This is a genomic window from Bradyrhizobium sp. Pha-3 (assembly GCF_042258615.1).
Classification (GTDB): domain Bacteria; phylum Pseudomonadota; class Alphaproteobacteria; order Rhizobiales; family Xanthobacteraceae; genus Bradyrhizobium.
The window spans coordinates 1,288,060-1,303,899 of record NZ_CP170152.1; the positions used below are offsets into that span (position 1 = coordinate 1,288,060).

The 15,840-nt window shown below is 65.9% G+C and carries 13 protein-coding genes; 8 read left to right on the forward strand and 5 right to left on the reverse strand.

All coding sequences use genetic code 11. The annotated features are described in order from the left end of the window. Nucleotides 1-181 precede the first annotated feature (181 nt). Nucleotides 182-631 (reverse strand): tautomerase family protein, encoded by a 450-nt coding sequence (locus ACE10Z_RS06065; protein ID WP_375787128.1) that lies wholly within the window; start codon nucleotides 629-631, stop codon nucleotides 182-184. 340 nt (nucleotides 632-971) lie between these two features. On the opposite strand from ACE10Z_RS06065, the gene ACE10Z_RS06070 reads away from it, so the two are divergent. From ACE10Z_RS06070 to ACE10Z_RS06100, 7 genes are all read left to right on the forward strand, one after another. Beyond that, nucleotides 972-1,322 (forward strand): hypothetical protein, encoded by a 351-nt coding sequence (locus ACE10Z_RS06070; RefSeq protein WP_375787129.1) that lies wholly within the window; start codon nucleotides 972-974, stop codon nucleotides 1,320-1,322. 84 nt (nucleotides 1,323-1,406) lie between these two features. Then, complete coding sequence (locus tag ACE10Z_RS06075) at nucleotides 1,407-1,664, forward strand: hypothetical protein (RefSeq protein WP_375787130.1); 258 nt, start codon at nucleotides 1,407-1,409, stop codon at nucleotides 1,662-1,664. Nucleotides 1,665-1,887: 223 nt separating this feature from the next. Further along, complete coding sequence (locus ACE10Z_RS06080) at nucleotides 1,888-3,351, forward strand: phenylacetate--CoA ligase family protein (RefSeq protein WP_375787131.1); 1,464 nt, start codon at nucleotides 1,888-1,890, stop codon at nucleotides 3,349-3,351. A 23-nt stretch (nucleotides 3,352-3,374) separates the two neighbouring features. Continuing rightward, on the forward strand, nucleotides 3,375-4,172 hold the full coding sequence (locus ACE10Z_RS06085) for an ABC transporter permease (RefSeq protein ID WP_375787132.1): 798 nt from the start codon (nucleotides 3,375-3,377) through the stop codon (nucleotides 4,170-4,172). A gap of 11 nt (nucleotides 4,173-4,183) precedes the next feature. Beyond that, on the forward strand, nucleotides 4,184-5,011 hold the full coding sequence (locus ACE10Z_RS06090) for an ABC transporter ATP-binding protein (RefSeq protein ID WP_375787133.1): 828 nt from the start codon (nucleotides 4,184-4,186) through the stop codon (nucleotides 5,009-5,011). Next, on the forward strand, nucleotides 5,008-5,604 hold the full coding sequence (locus ACE10Z_RS06095; RefSeq protein ID WP_375787134.1) for a GNAT family N-acetyltransferase: 597 nt from the start codon (nucleotides 5,008-5,010) through the stop codon (nucleotides 5,602-5,604). The genes ACE10Z_RS06090 and ACE10Z_RS06095 overlap by 4 nt, the downstream gene beginning before the upstream one ends. Nucleotides 5,605-5,759: 155 nt before the next feature. Then, the gene (locus ACE10Z_RS06100) at nucleotides 5,760-7,820 is read left to right on the forward strand and encodes a DEAD/DEAH box helicase (protein ID WP_375787135.1); all 2,061 of its coding nucleotides are present in this window, start codon (nucleotides 5,760-5,762) and stop codon (nucleotides 7,818-7,820) included. Between the two features lie 373 nt (nucleotides 7,821-8,193). On the opposite strand, the gene ACE10Z_RS06105 is transcribed toward ACE10Z_RS06100, so the two are convergent. Continuing rightward, nucleotides 8,194-9,690: a diguanylate cyclase gene (locus ACE10Z_RS06105; RefSeq protein ID WP_375787136.1), complete on the reverse strand. Its 1,497-nt coding sequence runs from the start codon at nucleotides 9,688-9,690 to the stop codon at nucleotides 8,194-8,196. 119 nt (nucleotides 9,691-9,809) lie between these two features. Here ACE10Z_RS06105 and ACE10Z_RS06110 point away from each other — a divergent pair, with 119 nt between their 5' ends. After that, nucleotides 9,810-10,067: a hypothetical protein gene (locus ACE10Z_RS06110; RefSeq protein WP_375787137.1), complete on the forward strand. Its 258-nt coding sequence runs from the start codon at nucleotides 9,810-9,812 to the stop codon at nucleotides 10,065-10,067. Here the strand turns inward: ACE10Z_RS06110 and ACE10Z_RS06115 are convergent. From ACE10Z_RS06115 to metG, 3 genes are all read right to left on the reverse strand, one after another. Beyond that, nucleotides 10,064-12,940 (reverse strand): EAL domain-containing protein, encoded by a 2,877-nt coding sequence (locus ACE10Z_RS06115; protein WP_050422740.1) that lies wholly within the window; start codon nucleotides 12,938-12,940, stop codon nucleotides 10,064-10,066. The two genes, ACE10Z_RS06110 and ACE10Z_RS06115, sit on opposite strands and share 4 nt — an antisense overlap. A 120-nt stretch (nucleotides 12,941-13,060) precedes the next feature. Beyond that, nucleotides 13,061-14,059, reverse strand: a complete 999-nt coding sequence (locus ACE10Z_RS06120) for an NAD(P)H-quinone oxidoreductase (RefSeq protein ID WP_375787138.1) — start codon at nucleotides 14,057-14,059, stop codon at nucleotides 13,061-13,063. 69 nt (nucleotides 14,060-14,128) lie between these two features. Next, nucleotides 14,129-15,808: a methionine--tRNA ligase gene (gene metG / locus ACE10Z_RS06125; protein WP_375787139.1), complete on the reverse strand. Its 1,680-nt coding sequence runs from the start codon at nucleotides 15,806-15,808 to the stop codon at nucleotides 14,129-14,131. Between the last annotated feature and the right edge of the window lie 32 nt (nucleotides 15,809-15,840).

Here is a 15,840-nt window from a genome sequence, read left to right on the forward strand (position 1 = left end):
CGAACGCACTGTCGATTGAGGAGCTAGTTTGACGAACGGTGGAAGATTAGTTGGCCAGGACTGGATGGACGATCCGGTCTGGCTGTAAAATGCGGCCGGGCACCATCAGGCGCAGGCCCGGTCGCGGCTCCATCTTGCGCACCGTCTCGCACACCGAGGCCAGCGATGGCCCGCAGGCGCTTCAACGCCGCCCGGTGATCGACTGCATGAAAACGCGATCCGCTTCCGGCAGCGCGTCGGTCCACGCCGGCTCGTCGCCGGGCTCGGGCAGCACATGGCCGAACTCGATCATCTGCCGTGGCTGCAACTCGTTGAGATAGACCCAGACCGCGCGCTTGCTGTCGACACTGGCGGCGGCTCCGACCGCGTCCGCCATCAGTTTGATCATTCGCGTCTTGTCGACGGCGGCGCGTCCGGAACGGATATGGCCGTAGACGAAGATGTGGTCATGGGCGACCGGGACGCCGCCCATGAACCAGTTGCCAGGCGCGACCTCGCTGAAGATCACCTGCGCGAAATAGCTCGGTGCGCCCGTCACCTCGGCGTGGATCCGGGTGATCTCGTTCGCGATCCGGCCCTTCTGTTCCGCGCTGAGGCGGCCTTGCGCGCTGGTGCAGTAATAGGTTGGCATCTGCGTGACCTCGCTCGAATATCGATTCGGTCCAGCTTCCGCACAACTATCCGCTCTGATCAAGCGGCCGGGGAACGATGTTCTTGGGGTCGGTCCTCAGCCGCAGGTGGTCGGAGACAGCTGATCCGCCGTTACGGCGCCAAAGGGTAACGTCTGCTGACAGATCTCACGGCGGAGGGGAAGTCAAAAGCCCCGCGAGGCCCGATAGCTCGGAAGCGCATAAAACCGGAATGAAATCCATAGCGGATTTCAACCATGCCCCTTGAGCCTTCCTCAACCTCCCCGGCCGATGCTTTGCCCGTCGCACAGGACCGACCAGGGATCGACAAGGAGCTTGAGCATGGCACGAACGACCGGACGAGCCACCGCGAGCAACGCCACCGCGCAATCGCGCGAGGATATCCTGAACGCGCGGGCCATCAGCACGCTGGGCGCCGGCGTCGTCAACGCGATGAGCGCAGTCGGCGCCGCCGTCATCAAGAAGCACAAGCCGGCGCTCGGCAAGAGCCCGGATTGGTTCTGGCACGTGTTCGCGAAATGCGAGGCCAAGGCCGCGCGAGTCGCCGAGCAGGCCGCGCGCGATCCGGAGGCCTGCGGCGATGCCACCTTCATCGAGGTCTATGCCGCGCAATTGCCGAAGCTGATGGCATCCGCACTCGAGAACCACGACAAGGCGCTCAAGGCGAAGTGAGGTCGGGTCAGGAGAAGCTGACAACGGCGATCGGGCCGTTGTCGTTCCCCCGATCTCTCTGCCGCGTCGCTGCGCAGAGCAGCCATGCAGCGGAAACCACAACCCGTCGCTGTTCGTATCCAACGGGTGGCGAAGCCCGCACTCGCGGGCTTCGGATTTTTCAATCCGGGACGGTTGATGGTGAAGCACCTTATTTCCGATGAAGAGAAGTGCGACGCGTGTAAAGGGACCGGCTTTCCAGAGGTGAAACAGCCGGGCGAGCCGGGGCGGAAGATCTATCCCGAGCCCTGCAAGCAGTGCGGCGGCAAGGGGCGGATCAGGAAGGCGACGTGGGGCAAGTAGCCGACTGAAGCAATCAGCATTTTAGGGCGGGTTAGCGTCAGCGTAACCCGCCATTGCTTCATCGCATGGGGTTGCGGCGGGTTACGGCTTCGCCTAACCCGCCCTACGTCTCGGCCTGCGCGGAAGTGCGACCGCATGTGACGCGCGTCACGGCGGGAGCCGGCGCCGCGAGCCATTGATAGCGCCATGAACGGGCGGTCTCCCGTCAATCATGGAGCTGAAAATGACGTCTGCCCTTGCGATCAGCGTTTCCGATGACGGCCTTGCTCTGGTGCCGGAGCACGATCAGGCCGCCGCGACCCTCGTCCCCGCCGATGCGGCAAGCGTGCCGCAGCGCCAGTTCTGGGAGACCGAGCACACCCGCCCGGATTTCCAGCCCTCCAACGAAGCCGCGCCCGAGCTGGTCGCGGCCACCGCAAACTATCTCGGCGAATGCATGCGGCATCCCTATCTGCCGGTGTCGGAAATCCGCGCGCGGCAGTTCGCCCGGATCAAGGAGCTGGTCGAGCTCGCCTACCGGGACATTCCGGTCTACCGCGCCAAGTATGATGCGGCCGGCTTCAAACCGGAACATCTGCGCGACTATGACGACATCCAGAAGATCCCGGTCATCACCAAGCCCGAGCTGGTCGCGGCCTTTCCGGACCAGTGCGTCAACAAGAAGTACAAGCCGGAAAACCTGTTTCCGACGCGCTCGTCGGGCTCGTCCGGCCAGACGTTGCTGATCCGCGTCGACTATGACGCCGTCATCACCGACACCATCCAGGGCGTCCGCCAGTTCGCGATGCAGAGCGGCGGCAATTACCGCGCCGAGGACCTGCTTGCCCATGTCTACACCGTGCCGTGGTGGTTCGATTCGATCGGAGGCGACTATCCGACCGCGTTCATCTCGAACCTGATCCCGCCGGCGCGCGTCGCCCAGCATCTGCGCTATCTCGGGCCGAAGATCCTCTCGCTCTATCCGTCGAGCCTCGATGCGCTGATGCCGCATGTCGACGAGTTCCGCTCCTCGCTCAATCTCGCGGTGACGCATTCGGAATATTCCTCGCGCACTGCTCGTGCGGAATGGTCGCGCCAGCTCGGCGTCCCCGTGCTCGACGAATATTCCTCCGAGGAGGCGACGCGGATCGCGCTCGAGATGCCAAACGGCCAGTATCACGTCTGCGAGGACACTGTGCATCTCGACGTGCTCGACCCCGTCACGATGGAGCCGCAGGCTGCCGGACAGTCCGGCATCGCCGTGATCACCAACCTGCTCAACGAGGCGATGCCGTTCATCCGCTACGTGCAGGGCGACTACATCACCCAGCCGGCCAATCCAGTGCCGTCTGACATCAACTGGTCGCAAATCGCCAGCATCGACGGCCGGCTCAACGATGCCTTCGTCAACCGCGACGGCCGTAAGGTGCCGGCCGGCAGCATTCTCGACGCGACTTATCGCTGGATGTTCGACTGCAATCTGCATTTGGCGCAGTTCGAGATCGTGCAGCGCGGCGTCGACCTCGTCGAGGCGCGCGTCGTGCTCGGCCAGGATACGCCGATGTCACGGCTGCGCGGTTCGGTCGCGCATTTGGAGGATCTGCTCGCGGCTTGCCTCGAGCATCCGGTCCGGGTGCAGGCCAACGCGCTGCTCGTGTTTCCGCCCAAGGTCGGCAAGCGCCGCCCGATCCGCCGCGAGATCGACTGATGCCGGCCGCACGGGTGGATGCCATGACACAGTCATTGAACCGCATCGCCGCCATGACGGCGCGCTATTACTACATCCTGCGCTCGTCATGGCTCCGGCTGCTCGAGATCGTCTACTGGCCGGCGATGCAGATGCTGGTGTGGGGATTCCTCTACACGTACCTCTATCAGAGCAAGTCGGCGATGGCCTCCACCGCCGGCCTGCTGCTCGGCGCCGTCCTGCTCTGGGACGTTCTGTTTCGCGGCCAGCTCGGCTTCACCTTCACCTTCCTGGAGGAGATCTGGTCGCGCAACCTCGCCAACCTGATGATGAGCCCGTTGCAGCCTTTCGAGCTTGCGGCCTCGCTGATGCTGATGAGCCTGATCCGGCTGGTGATCGGCACGCTGCCGGTGACATTGCTGACGCTGCTGCTGTTCGGCTTCAATGTCTATGCGATGGGACCGGGGTTGATTGCGTTCTTCTTCAACCTCGTGCTGACCAGCTGGGCGATCGGGCTCGTCGTCGCCGGCCTCGTGATCCGCCAGGGCCTCGGCGCCGAAAGCCTCGCCTACTCGATCATGATCGTGCTGCTGCCGCTGTGCTGCGTCTACTATCCGGTCGAGGCGCTGCCTCTCTGGTTGCATCCGGTCGCCTGGTCGTTGACGCCGACCTACGTGTTCGAGGGCATGCGCGCCGTGCTGCTCGACGGCACCTTCCGCACCGACCTGATGATCGAATGCCTCGCGCTCAACGCCGTCTATCTCGGCACGGGCTTCGCCACATTCGTTGCCCTGCTGCAGAGCGCCCGCCACAAGGGCGGCCTGCTCACCATGGGCGAGTAAGGGAGACATCCATGAGCCGCATCGAACGCTTTTTGCCCCGCAGACATCTGACACCGGTGTCGCCAAACACCACGCCCGCGCAGGACAATGCGCGTGTTAGCCTCGGTATCGATGAGGCGCCGGCCATCGCGGTCGAGGACCTCTGCAAGAAGTACCGCACCCATTGGGCCGTCGACGACGTGAACTTCAACGTGCCGAAGGGCTGGACCGTCGGCCTGCTCGGCGGCAACGGCGCCGGCAAGACCACCACCATTGCCATGATCATGGGCCTGGTGGTTCCAAGTTTCGGCCGCGCCATGGTGCTCGGCCACGACATGGCGACCGAGCGTCACAAGGTGCTCAGCCGGATGAATTTCGAAAGCCCCTATGTCGCGTTGCCGGGCCGGCTCACCGTGCGGCAGAACCTGACCGTGTTCGGGCGGCTCTATGGTGTCGCCAATCTCAAGGCGCGGATCGAGGAACTGATCGAGGATTTCGAGCTCGGCGACGTGCTCGACCGCGTCACCGGGCGGCTCTCGGCCGGGCAGAAGACCCGTGTCGCCGTCGCGAAGGCGCTGATCAACGACCCGGACGTGCTGCTGCTCGACGAGCCGACGGCATCGCTCGACCCTGACCGTGCCGAGTGGGTGCGCAGCCGGCTGCGCGCCTATCAAAAGCGCCGCGGCGCCACCATCCTGCTGTCCTCGCACAACATGACCGAGGTCGAGCAGCTCTGCGACTTCGTCGTGATCATGAGCCACGGCCGCGTCGTCGCGATGGGACGTCCGGGCGAACTCGCCGAGCGCTTCAAGTGCCGGGACCTCGACGAGGTCTTCATCTATCTGGCGAGGGTTGCATGATGCCCTCATTTGGTTCTCCGAACGACAAACCGGTTGCGATCCGTCAGGAACGCCGTTCGGACGTGGCGGCGCGAGACAGTCTGCTCGACGCTGCATTCGGTCCTGGCCGCTTCGCCAAGACCTCGGAGCGGCTGCGCGAGGGCCGCAAGCCTGCGCGCGGCCTCGCGTTTGTCGCGCGCCGTGGCGGCCACCTGGTCGGCACATTGCGGCTGTGGCCCGTCGTGACCGGTACCGGTCACGCCTGCCTGCTGCTCGGCCCGCTCGCGGTGGCGGAGGAGGCGCGGTGTCTCGGCATCGGCGCCACGCTGATGCGGCAGGCCTTGCAGCGGGCGCATCGGCTCGGTCACCGCGCCGTCATCCTGGTCGGCGATGCCGCCTATTACAGCCGCTTCGGGTTCTCGGCCGAGAAAACCGGTATGCTTCGCATGCCCGGCCCATATGAGCGCGACCGCCTTTTGGCCTGCGAACTCGTGCCGGGCGCGCTGACCGCCGCGCGGGGCACGATTGCCGCAGCCGGCCCGTCGCCATCACGGCTGTCCGGATTGATCGACCGGATCGCCGGCAGCCAGCCCCCGATCGGGCAACCGGCCTGATCCGCGGCTTTTTCCGCTGCGGGGGCATGGCGGTTTGGTCGTTCTTGGCGTAAAGCAGCCGAAATCGTCATGCGGCTGTGCCGCCTGCCGGGTACGCAGCCTCAGGTCGTCCCGCTCGACGTTCTGCACCCGGACCAATCAAGGTTTCCCATTCCGTGCCCTTTCCGACCACAAGTTCGCCGCTCGCCCGCGCCTTGGCTGAGCGCAACTACGATCAGCCGACCCCTGTCCAACTCGCCGTGCTCGCGGACGACGCCGTCGACCGCGATCTGCTCGTTTCGGCCCAAACCGGCTCGGGCAAGACCGTTGCCTACGGATTGGCCATGGCAAAGGACCTGCTCGACGGCGCCGAGCGGTTCGAGCCCGCGGCCGCACCGCTGGCGCTGATCGTCGCCCCGACCCGCGAGCTCGCCTTGCAGGTTCAGCGCGAGCTCGCATGGCTCTATGAGCATGCGGACGGTCGCGTCGTCTCCTGCGTCGGCGGCATGGACCCGCGCCGCGAGCAGCGCGAGCTTGCCGCGGGCGCTCACATCGTGGTCGGCACGCCCGGCCGGTTGTGCGACCATTTGCGGCGCGGCCGTCTCGACATTTCGGGCTTGCGGGTCGTCGTTCTCGACGAGGCCGATGAGATGCTCAATCTCGGCTTCCGCGAGGACATGGAATTCATCCTCGAGACCACGCCGGACACCCGCCGAACCCTGCTGTTCTCGGCGACGTTTCCGCGCGGCATCGTCGCGCTGGCCAAGCAGTATCAGCAGCAGGCGTTCCGGATCGAGGTCGCCGGCGACGAGGGCGGCCATGCCGATATCGAGTACCGCGCCATCCGGGTGGCCGCCGACGATGTCGAGCACGCGGTCGTCAACCTGCTGCGCTTCCATGAGGCGCCGAGCGCGCTGGTGTTCTGCAACACAAGGGAAGCGGTCAGGCATTTGCAGGCGGCGCTGCTGGAGCGCGGGTTCTCTGTGGCCGCGCTGTCGGGCGAAATGACCCAGAACGAGCGCACCCAGGCGCTGCAGGCACTGCGCGACGGACGGTCCCGGGTTTGCGTTGCGACCGACGTGGCGGCGCGCGGCATCGACCTGCCGAGCCTCGATCTCGTCATTCATGCCGATCTGCCGAAAGATCCGGAGGTCATGCAGCACCGCTCGGGCCGCACCGGCCGCGCCGGCCGCAAGGGTGTCAGCATCCTGCTGGTGCCGCCGGCACGGCGGCGGCGCGCCGAATTGCTGCTGGATCACGCCGGCATCGATGTGGTCTGGGGCTCTGCGCCGCAGGCGGACGAGATCCGCAAGCTCGACCATGACCGCCTGCTGCAGGACGCGGTGTTCTCCGAGGAGGTGACCTCCGAGGATCAGGTGCTCGCGCAGGCCTTGCTTGCCGAACGGTCGCCCGAGGCGATCGCCGCGGCGCTGGCCCGGTTTTATCGCGCGCGGCTGCCTGCGCCCGAAGACATTCTCGATCCCGGCGAGGGCCGGGGCCGCGACCGCGACGATCGCCGCGGCGAGCGCACCTCGCGCCGCGAGGATCGTCCCGCCGGGCCGCGATCGAAGGCCGGCAAGGTCTCCCCGCGTCACGGCATGGAGGAGGCCACCGTCTGGTTCCGCGCCTCGATCGGACGCAGAAAGAATGCCGAAGCCCGCTGGCTGTTGCCGATGATCTGCCGTCGTGGCGGCATCGACAAGCACGACATCGGCGCCATCAAGATCTCGGATACGACCACCGAGTTCGAGATCGCCGCGCGGGTCGCGGATTCCTTCGCCGTCAAGATCAAGCGTCCGGACAAGGAAGACACCATCCGCATCGAGCCGCTGGCGGACGCCCCGCAGCGGCAGGCCCCTTCGGACAAGCCGGCGCGCAAGCCCAGGCCCGATGCTTGGCGCGACAAGGATGACGGCGGCCACAGCGCACCGCGCCGCGACGAGCCGCGTGACGATGCGGCCGCAAAGCGACGCGGCAAGCCGGACCGCGAGGCGCGAGCGTTTTCGAACGAAGGCGCGGGCCGTTCGCGTGAAGACTACGCGCCAAAACAGGAATCGAGAGCCGCGTTCCGCTTCGACCGGGACGGCAAAGGCGCGAAGCCGAAATCCGGCGACGAGCCAAGGTTCGGAAAGAAAAAGCAGCATCGGAACAAGTCCGGCCAGGCTGGACACTGGCCAGACGTGTCGCCGGCGAAACCGAAGTTCGGCAAGAAGCCAAAGAAGAAGCATCGCGGCTGAGTTGGCGGGCGATGCGGCGCAGCGTTTCAGAACTGCGTCCCCACCAACACCCGTCGTCGCCTGGCTTGACCGGGCGATCCAGCACGCCGCGGCGTTTCGGCTCAAGCACTGGCGTCTCTGGAATACTGGATCACCCGCATGCGCGGGTGATGACACCGAATATGCTAATTGACAGTTCAATCCGAACTCAGCCCCGTCATCCTGAGGAGCCCGCGCTTGCGGGCGTCTCGAAGGATCGACGGCCCGGCTGGCGGCCGTGCATCCTTCGAGACGCGCTACGCGCTCCTCCAGCGCCAAAGGCAAGCCTTTGCGCGGGGATGACGGTTGTGAAAGTTTTCGCAAGGAGATGCTCTGAGGGGATGCGCGAGTGAAGCTACGCCACCAGCGCGATCTTCGGCACGGTGGCGAGCACCGACTGGTTGCGGCCGTTGGCCTTGGCGGCGTAGAGCGCCTTGTCGGCGGCTTCGATCAGGTCGGACCATTGCTGGCCGGCGAGCGGCCGCATGCTGGCGACGCCGATGCTCACCGTCGTGATCAGCTCGCCCTCGCACCATTGCTGGACCTTGTTGCGGATCGTCTCCGCCAGATTGAAGGCCTCGAGCGCGGTCATGTTGGGCAGCAGCACGGCAAATTCCTCGCCGCCGAAACGCGCCGGGCAGTCGCCGGCGCGGCGCACCGCATCCGAAATGCAGATCGCGATTCCCACCAGCACCTGATCGCCGGCCTGATGCCCATAGGTGTCGTTGTAGGCCTTGAAGTGATCGGCATCGATCATCAACAGCGCAACTGGCTGGCCGTACCGGCCGGCACGGCGCCATTCGCGGTCGATCTCTGCATCGAATTTGCGCCGGTTCTTCAGGCCGGTGAGGGCGTCGGTGGTCGCGAGCTCCTCGAGCTTGTCCTCGGCGTCGGCGCGGCGGACGATCTCGCGGGCGAGCACCAAGGTCGCGCTGAGCACGAACAGCACCAGAAAGGCCATGATCGCGCCGATCCTGATCGCCTCGGTGCGCCAGAGACTGAAGACGGCTTCGAGCGGCTTGCCGACCACGACGTAAAGCGGCCCGCCGCTGCTGCTGCGCCTCACATAGAGCCGCGGCGTGTCGTCGACCGGGCCCTTGCCGGAGAACGCGCCGCCCATCTTCGGGTTCTCGGACCTCCAGTCCAACTGCTCGGCGAGGTTCTTGCCGATCACGTCGAGATCGAACGGCGTCCGCATGATGATGGTGCGGTCGTTGCGCAGCACGGTGATGGTGTCGCCCGGCGTGAGGTTCAGCCGCCCGAACAGATCGTGGAAGTAGCTGAAGCGGATCGAGCCGACCACGACGCCGAGGAAGCGGCCGTCCTCACCGGTGATGCGCCGGCTCAGCACGATGGCGTAGGCGCCGCGATGCAGCATCGGCCGGCTGACATACAGCCCGGTGTCGGGATGGTCGCGCTGGATGGCGAAATACTCCTCGTCGCTGCGGTTCTCCGGTTGCGGATCGAGGCTCGCGGCGTCGATGGTCAGATTGCCCTTGACGTCGAACACCTGGATCGCGCCGAAATGCTTTGCGGTCGCGGCGTGATCGAACAGGATCAGCTGGCGCAGTTCCTTGCTGACGCCGCGGATCTCGGGCATTTCCAGATTGCTGGCGACCGCGCGCAGCGACAGGTCGTAGAGCTCGACGTTGCGGCTGATGTCGGCCTCGATGCCTGACGCCAGATTCTCCAGGGTCCGGCGGGCCAGCTGTTCCTCGCCGCGGCGCATGTCGAACATCACGCCGGCGCAGACCGCGGAAAAGCCGAGGACGGTCGCAACGGACGCTGCGATCAGCAGCTTTGCCGATAGCCGCCAGCGCCGCCTTGCGTCATTTCCCCGTCGAAATGGCATGTCCCGCTCCAAAGCGCCGTCATGCAACGGGAAATCTTGTTGTCGCCTTAAATGGCGACAGCGGCCGCCGAATGGGTTAACGGGTGGTTGCCGGACCCTGATTTTTTATCGAGGATGTTGTGAACGTCTACGACGCGCTGCGGGATTATCTGAAGAAGCAGCATTTGCCCGAATTCGTGCTGACCTTCGAAGAGATCGAGGCGATCATCGATGCGGCGCTGCCGCGCGCCGCGCACCGGGCGTCGTGGTGGGAAACCCTGCGCAGCCCGCAGGAGAAGATGCCGCAGCGCGAAGCGTGCCTCGACGCCGGCTACATCGCCACGCGCCAAGCCGACGGCAAGAGCGTCAGGTTCAAGCGCATGCCGAAGCCGCGCTAGCTCGCGGCTTCCAGCCGTTCCTCGGTGAGCAGGCGCGTCGCGGCATCCGCGTCCATCGGCTCGCCGAAGGCAAAGCCCTGCGCGTATTCGCAGCCGAGCTGGTAGAGCTCGACGGCGTCCGAATCCGTCTCGGCGCCCTCCGCCACCACTTCCATGCCGAGATCGTGCGCCAGCGCGATGATCGATTTCAGGATCACCGGGCGGGTGCCGCGGCTGGTGGTGCGGACGAACGACTGGTCGATCTTGATGGTGTCGAACGGGAAGCGCTGCAGATAGGACAGCGAGGAATGTCCGGTGCCGAAATCGTCGAGCGACAGCCCGGTGCCGAGCTCGCGGATCCGCGCCAGCATCTGGGCGGCGTGCTCCGGATTCTCCATGACCAGCGATTCCGTCAGCTCCAGCTTCAGCGTGCCGCGCGCCACCGAGGAGCGCGACAGCACGGTGCGGATGTCGTGGATCAAATCGTGGCGCAGCAATTGCCGTGACGACACGTTGACCGACGCGAAGATCGGCTCGCGGGCGCGCATCGCGCGCTGCCACACCGCGAGCTGGCGCGCGGTCTGGTCCATCACGAACATGCCGAGATCGACGATCAGGCCGGTCTCCTCGGCGACGTTGATGAATTCCGACGGCGACATCCGGCCGAGCTTGGGATGGTCCCAGCGCGCCAGCGCCTCGAAGCCCGCGATCGCGCGATCTTCCAGCCGCACGATCGGCTGGTACAGGATCGTGATCTCCTGCCGCTCGATGGCGCGGCGCAGGTCGCTCTCGAGGGTCAGGCGGTCGGTCTTCCGCGCCCGCATCGCCGGCTTGTAGACGTCGATGCGGTCGCCGCCGATCCGCTTCGAATGATACATCGCAAGCTCGGCGTCCTTGATGATCTCGTCGGTCAGCGGCGCGGCCGGGTCGGACAGCGCAAGGCCGATCGACGCGGTCAGGAAGATCTCGCGGTCGTTGAAGGCGATCGGGGCGCGGATGGTCTTGCGGATGGTCTCGGCGAAATTGGTGATCCGCGCCGGGTCCTGCTCCGACAGCAGGATGAGGCCGAACTGGTCGCCGGCCATGCGCGCTAGCGTGTCCTGCGGCTTGAGGATGCGGGTGAGGCGGCGTGCCAGCGTCAGCAGGATGGAGTCGCCGACCGCAATGCCGACGGAATCGTTGACCTGCTTGAAGCGGTCGAGGTCGATCACCATCAGGGTTGGCCGCAGGTTCGGCATGGTCTTGGCGAGGTTCGCCACCGCGCCGAGGCGGTCCATGAACAGCCGGCGGTTCGGCAGGCCGGTCAGGTTGTCGTGCACGGAGTCGTGCAGCATCCGCTCTTCGGAGTTCTTGAACTCGGTGACGTCGGTCAGGGTGCCGACCACGCGCGAGACCTCGCCGTCCGAGCCGACCACCGGCCGCGCCTTCAGCGCGAACCACATGAAGTGGCCGTCGGGCGTGCGCAGCCGGAAGTCCTGCACCAGGCGGCCGCGACGCTGGTCGAGCACGCTGTCGAGTGCGGCGCGGAAGCGGTCCTGGTCGAGCGGGTGCAGCACCTCGAGCCATTTCGCGGCCGGGCCTTCCAGCGTGCCGCGCTTGAGGCCGAGCAGCGCCTCGGTCTCCGGGCTGGTGAACACCTTGTCGGCGGAGACGTCCCAGTCCCAGATCAGATCGCCGGAGCCGGTCAGCGCCAATGCGCGGCGCTCGACATCGGAGACGACGCCGGTGGTGGCGCCGCCGCCGGCGAAGGCGTGCTGCATCACCGTAAATCCAATGAGCATCACGATCAGCACCAGGCCGCCGAGCAGCGCCGGGCCGACGATGTCGTTGGTGACGGAACCCGCGACCGTCATGCCGGCCGCGACCACCCAGACCACCAGCAGGAACCAGGTCGGGATCAGCAGCACCGCGCGGTCGAAACCGTGGGTCGAGAGATAGACAATCAGCGCGAAGCCGGCGAAGGCGATCATCACCAGCGACATCCGCGCGATGCCGGAGGCGACCGCGGGGTCGAACAGCGCCAGCGCCACCAGCGAGCCGAGGAAGACCAGCCAGCCGATCGTGATGTGCGAGTAGCGGACATGCCAGCGACTGAGGTTGAGATAGGCGAACAGGAACACGAGCAGCGTCGCCGCGAGGATCGCCTCGCCCGCCGCGCGCCAGACGCGCTCGGCGTTGTTCGACATGTCGAGCACCTTGCCCCAGAAGCCGAAGTCGACGCCGATATAGACCAGCACCGCCCAGGCCAGCGCCGCGGCGGCCGGGAACATGATGCTGCCCTTGACCACAAACAAAATCGTGAGCACGAGCGCAAGCAGGCCCGAGATGCCGATCACGATGCCCTGGTACAGCGTGAACGAGTTGACCTTGTCCTTGTAGGCGTCGGGTTCCCACAGATAGAGCTGCGGCAGCTTGTCGGTGCGCAGTTCCGCGACATAGGTGACGACAGCGCCGGGATCGAGCGTGATGCGGAACACGTCGGCGGTCGGGCTCTCCTGCCGCTCGGGACGATCACCGACCGACGGCGTGATGGTGGCGATGCGCGACAAGCCGAGGTCGGGCCACAACAGGCCGGACGACACGATGCGATAGTGCGGCGCGACGATCAGGCGGTCGAGCTGGTCGTCGGTGTTGTTGGCGAGCGCGAACACCACCCAGTTCTGGCCGCCTTCGCGGGCGCGAACTTCGATGCGGCGCACGATGCCATCGGTTCCAGGTGCAGTGGAGACCTGGATGCGGTCGGTTTCGCTGCGCTGATGGTCGAGAACCGCGGTGAGGTCGATCGCCGGCGCATCGCTGCGCACGCTGACCGCGTCGATCGCATACGCGTCAGGCGCAGCGGCAAACATCATGAGGCCCAGCGCCAGCAGCGCAAGGCACCTGATCAGACGCAATGTCAGTACTCCGCGATCGACAAACTGCCCGGGCCCGGCGACCGGCCCGGAGGTGGCGCGATAAATGACACGAAAGCGAAGGGAATCAAAGGGTTTCCGCCCCTGCTTCCGCTGCGAGAGTTAAACCACCAACACAATTTTGCCAATATGTTCGCTGGTCTCCATGCGGCGGTGCGCGTCGGCGGCCTTTTCCAGCGGGAATGTGCTGTCCATCAGCGGTTTGACGCGGCCTTCGCGCAGCAACGGCAGCACCTTCGCCTCGATTGCGGCGACCATCGCCGCCTTGTCCGCATTACTACGGGGGCGCAGGGTCGAACCGGTGTGGTGCAGCCGCTTGACCATCAGCTTGGCGAAATTGGCCGTGGCCTTCGGTGTTCCCGACAGGAACGCGATCTGGACGATGCGACCCTCGACCGCGGCGGCGTCATAGTTCCGGACGATATAGTCGCCGCCCACCATGTCGAGGATGACATCGGCGCCGTTGCCGCCGGTCGCCTTCTTCACCGCTTCGACGAAATCCTCGGTCTTGTAATTGACCGCGTGATCGGCGCCGAGCTTGAGGCAGGCGTCGGCCTTGTCCTGCGAGCCGACGGTGACGATCACCTTGGCGCCGAACGCCTTGGCGAGCTGGATCGCCATCGTGCCGATGCCCGACGAGCCGCCGTGAATCAGCAGCGTCTCGCCGGCCTTGAGCGCGCCGCGTTCGAACACATTGTGCCACACGGTCATCAGGGTTTCCGGAATTGCGCCGGCTTCCCGCATCGACAGCGAGGGCGGTACGGTCATCGCCTGCGCGTCCTGCGCGATGCAATATTGCGCGTAGCCGCCGCCGGCGACGAGCGACATCACCTTGTCGCCGATGTTGTGCTTTGCGCCTTCGCCGAGCGCGACCACTTCGCCTGCGATCTCGAGGCCGGGCAGGTCGCTCGCGCCGGGCGGCGGCGGATAGGAGCCGGAGCGCTGCGCGACGTCGGGGCGATTGACGCCGGCGGCCGCGACCTTGACCAGGATTTCGCCGGGACCCGGCACCGGCAGCGCGCGGGTCTCCGGCACCAGCACCTCCGGGCCACCTGGCTTGCTGATGGCAACGACGGTCATTTGTGCGGGCAGGTTTGGCATGGTTCGTCCCTGGTCAGTGAAGAGGATTGGCTTGTGGCATACCGCCTTTTCCAACGAAGCGAAACGCCATTAAGTCCCGAACCGCCTCGTCAGATGGTCGGCTTTTTCGGGGCTGATTTTCTCGACCAGCGGGCCGAGCCTCGCGACCGGCGTGCCGGCGCCACTGTCCAGCAGCGGAATGAGTGGGCCGTTGGGCCAGCGCGGGATCACATCGTCGCGACCGAATGAGCCGAGCACGCGCGCCGCGAGGTGAGGAACGATGCTCCACGCCAGCGTCGCGCAGAGTGCGACAAGGTTGAGGCCCGTGCGGGTGATGATCGCCGCGCGTGCGGGATCGGACTTGATCGCCGTCCATGGTGCGGTGTGTTGCAGGTAGGCGTTCGCGGTATCCCAGATCGCGCGGGTCGCGGACGCTGCGGCGCGAAATTCCAGCGCCGTGTGATGGCCGTGGAGCGCTGCGATGCGCTGCTCCAGATCAGACGCGAGTTGCCGCTCGGCGTCGCCGGGAGCGCCGCCGTCCGGGATGCGGCCGTCGAAGGCGCGATGCGCAAAGCTGATGATGCGGTTGGCGAGATTGCCGAAGATATCGGCGAGATCCTTGTTCACATCGGCAACGAACCTGGTGACGGCAAAATCGGTGTCGGCGCTTTCGGGCGCGTTGGCGATCAGCCACCAGCGCCAGAGATCGGCCGGCAATTCCTCCAGCGCCGCGTCGGTGAAGATGCCGCGCTTCCTGCTGGTCGAGAACTTGCCGCCCTCGTAATTGAGCCAATGAAATCCCTTGATCACATCGGCGGTCTTCCACGGCTCGCCGGAGCCGATCAGCGTCGCCGGAAAGCTCACGGTGTGGAACGGGATGTTGTCCTTGCCGAGAAACTGGATGTAGCTGACCTCATTGGCCTGCCACCACCATTGCCGCCAGTCGCGGCCGGGCGCAGCGGCCGCCCATTCCTGTGTCGCCGCGATGTAGCCGATCGGTGCGTCGAACCAGACGTAGAACACCTTGCCGTCAAAACCCTCGCGCGGGACTGCGATGCCCCAGGCGAGATCGCGCGTGATGCAGCGGTCGCGCAGCTCGGCATTGAGCCAGCTCTTCGCGGTCGACACCACGAAGGGCGGCCATCCGGTGCGGCTGTCGATCCATGCGCCAATGCTGTCGACAAGCTGCGACTGGCGCAGGAACAGATGACGGCTGTCTCGGATCTCGAGCGCGCGGTCGCCTGATAGCGCCGAGCGCGGATCGATCAGGTCTGGCGGGTCGAGCAGCGTGCCGCAATGGTCGCATTGATCGCCGCGCGCGTTGGGATCGCCGCAATGCGGACAGGTGCCGAGCACGTAGCGGTCGGGCAGGAAGCGCCGGTCGGCCGGCGACCACACCTGCCGCGCCGAGCGCGCCTCGATCAGCCCGGCTGCGTCGAGCCGGCGATAGAAGTGCTGCGTCAGTGCGTGGTTGTGGGGCGAGCTGGTGCGCCCGAAATGATCGAAGGAGAGACCGAAGCGCCGGTAGATGTCGGCCTGGACGGCGTGCTGCGCATCGCAGAATTCCCTGATATCTTGCCCTGCCTCGATGGCGCCGAGCTCGGCCGGCGTGCCGTGCTCGTCGGTCGCGCAGATGAAGAGCACGTCGCAGCCGGTCTGCCGGCGGAAGCGGGCGTGGACATCGGCGGGCAGCAGCGAGCCGATCAGATTGCCGAGATGCTTGACGCCGTTCACGTAAGGAAGGGCGCTGGTGATGAGAATTTTGGTCATGGTTAGGGGTCTTTCGCGTTCGGTGATGCCGA